The organism is Campylobacter concisus, assembly GCF_902460895.1.
Taxonomy (GTDB): domain Bacteria; phylum Campylobacterota; class Campylobacteria; order Campylobacterales; family Campylobacteraceae; genus Campylobacter_A; species Campylobacter_A concisus_BC.
On sequence record NZ_CABPVL010000026.1, the window covers coordinates 1 to 3,296 of the forward strand.

A 3,296-nucleotide genomic window follows, 5' to 3' on the forward strand; every position below is an offset into this window, starting at 1 on the left:
ATATAGATGAAATTTATACATTTAATTCCCCTGGATTATTAAGTAAAATTAAAAGAGAAGAAGACTATACCACGGAAACTATTTCAGATGCATTATTTATAGGTGATACGGCTTTAAATGAGCCACATTTGCTAGACAAAGCCAAAAATATCATCAACATTAAACAAAAGCTTTACACAAATATATCACTTGGATACAAAGACCACACCTACCTACCAGTACCTTTAAATGTTAATAACATATACCACATGAAAACAGACAATGATAGCTTAGCCTTTAACAATAAACTCTATGAAAACGCCATACAAGACCTTGGAGTTGATATAAATGGCAATGAGGTGCTTATAAATATAGGCAACGTAGATGCGATACTAAATACAAATGTGAGTGTAAGCTCGCACTTTCTTACCTACACGGCTACTACACTATACTTTTTCTCATATCTTTTAGAGCAAAAAGATAATGACGAAAAGACAAAAAATGTGAGCTTAAAGGGCACGCTTTTATATCTAAATGAATTTATGGAGCAAAACTATAAGCTTATATTTGATCTAGATACAAATTTATCTATGCAATACAATAGCGTAAATTTCAACATGGACAATAAAGCCACCATTTCGCCCATTACATATAACAAAAACAAAAACTGGCTACTACTTATACTTATAAACAACATAAAACACGACTTAGATATACGCACAGATCACTACCTAAAAGACGAGCAAGAAGCTTTGATAATAGAAGATATATTTAAGCTTAGCGAAGAGAAGCGATATACAAAGATAATAAGCAAAGATGAAGTAGAGAAATTTAAAGAGAGTGGTTGCGAAAGCATAGAAGATCAAAGGGCTATGCATAAGTGTAGGACGTATAAGGTGGTAGATGAGAGCTCTAGTGATATCACTAGCACCAAGGCACAAGCTAGCAAGCTCTACACCTATGCTTCAAATTTCACAAGATCACTTTCATCACAAGATGAGAAAGCATACTTTATGAAAAGATCAGAACAGACCTACTCTCTTTTATTTGATAAAGACACAGGCAGTGGCTCTATAAATTTATACGACGTAAAAGATAGAGGCGAGATAAAATTTGGCTTTTTATCAGCTAGCTCTAGCGTATATGTGGATAAGGATAAAGAGAGTTTAGCCATATTTACAAAAGATAAAGACATAGTGGATATTGAAAGGTTATATGACAAGATAAGAGATAAATTTGGCGTGGAAAACCCAGAAAACTACAAGGTCGATCTCTTCTTAAACGCTACACTTCTAAAAGGTGCAAACGAAGCTAAAGACTATAAATTTGGCTTTACAAATTTTAAAGATGAAAAAGAGCACGATCTCTTTGAAAACAAAGATGAGCAAAAGCCTTTTTACTACTTTAGCCCAATAGATGATGAAAGCTCTAAAGGCTCACTTGATATCACAAATAAAAACACTAGTATAAGAGTGCTTGGCTATGATATAGAGATGGGTAGCTTGGATATAAAGCTAAAAAGAGCTAACAATGATGAGGAAAAAGAGAAGCAAGCACAAGATAGAGAGGCGGTAAATCATCAAAGCATGCCTTTGGGCGCCACAGCTACAAATTTCACCGCTCACCCAGTCATAGAAGACGACATCATCACTTGCCCGCATGGTGGCCAAGTGGTGCTAAAAAGCAAAGCTGGCAGGAGTATCAAATCTCAGGATATAGCGCTTATACTAGATAGGGGTAGCATAAAAAGAGATGTTTATAAAGAGATATATCTAGCCGCATAATAAATTAATAATATTGTAAATATAATCACAATAAAATTAAAAGAAATTTTATATCTTATATAGTTTTAAATTTAAAAGGATTTATGATGAAAAAAGTCAAATTTATAGTTTTTATCTGCTTGTTTATACTGCTACCACTTGCTTATTTTAATGGCTTTATAAGAATTTCTGATCTAACTAGTGAGCAAGAGAGCATTGCTAAAAAATATGGTGGTGTTTATGTATTTGATGAGAAGCTGGAGAAGGAGATAGATAAGAGGGAGGAAGAGATAAAAGAGCTAAGAGATTGCTACTCTAGCAAAACAACTAACGAGTGTGAGCTTGTTGTTAAAAAACAGGTTACTACTGATGGATATTTTTTAAACAAAGTTTGGAACAATAATAAAGAAAAATTTAGGCAAAGATATAATACCAATAGCGATAGTGAAGCACAAGATAAATTTATAAAAGATACTGCAAGCCAACAATCAACACCTATTCAGACATTGTCTAATGGAAAGAGATATTACTCAAGAAAAGATAATATAAAAATAGATAACTACAAAATTTTAAATAACTATGAAGAAAAACTAAAAGAATTTATGGGTAAAGATTATGATAAATATGAAAATTATCTAAGTATAAATTTAGGATATTTCTATATAGACAACGACACCATTATACCTATAAGCATTGGAGTTTCTACACTTTATACAGAAGTTATATTTGGACTATATGGCGACGAAGCAAGTGGCATAAAATTTACCAAGGAAAGCACTCAAAGACTAATTGGAGATAATAAATTTTACTTCATAGACAATAAATTTCAAAAAATCAGCAATAAAGACAAGGATAAATAGATGAATACTCTAAAGAATTTAACAAATAAAGAGATGGTAGATAAACTAAGAGTTTATGCTGATATTGCTGACGTTAGTTACGCATTTTTTGAATACATAGATGAGAATGAAATTTGGAGTTTTTCAGATAAATTTTATAATGAGAAAATTTTAAAGACGCCAAATCCTAGATGGGACTATGCCGATAGTACAAATTTTTTATATGAAAAAGAAATTAAAAGCATAAAAACAGATGAGCAGGGCAATGTTACTACCGAAGTAAAAAAGATGCCTACATCCTATGCCCTTTGTGTTGAAGCTAGATTTATGCAGGATTTAAAAATATTTAAACCAAGCGAGCTTAAAAAATCAGACCCTAAACCACAAAAAATAGACAACAGTATCCACTCATTTATAGATGTCGATGAAACAACAAAAGAACAAATGCTGTTTTACACAATAGACAATCTCTCCAAACGTACCAAAAATTTCACATCAAGATTTAGACTTCTAAAACATCAAAAAAATGATAATGAAGGTTTTAGTGCTACGCTCTTTGAAGATACAAAAGACAATGATAAAAGGATATTGGTTTTTAGAGGCACTGAAATGAATTTAACCGAAGAACCAGCAGACATTTGGGCTGATATAATGCTAGCTAGTGGGCACGTACCAACTCAAGTAAATTCTTTAATAAATTTCTTTCTAGATAATG

General features: G+C 32.1%; 1 protein-coding gene and 2 pseudogenes. All 3 read left to right on the forward strand.

Annotation, left to right across the window (positions count from 1 at the left end; translation table 11 throughout):
• Positions 1-1,763 (forward strand): annotated as a pseudogene (locus F3G98_RS10200) (hypothetical protein); the annotation flags it as partial.
• A gap of 86 nt (positions 1,764-1,849) precedes the next feature.
• A complete protein-coding gene (locus F3G98_RS10205) occupies positions 1,850-2,602 on the forward strand; it encodes a hypothetical protein (RefSeq protein WP_149726113.1) in 753 nt (250 codons plus the stop codon).
• Positions 2,603-3,296 (forward strand): annotated as a pseudogene (locus tag F3G98_RS10635) (hypothetical protein); the annotation flags it as partial.

What these genes read in the sequence shown, in the direction of transcription:
- F3G98_RS10205 (WP_149726113.1), top strand. Translation starts at nt 1,850, where the DNA reads ATGAAAAAAGTCAAATTTATAGTTTTTATCTGCTTGTTTATACTGCTA.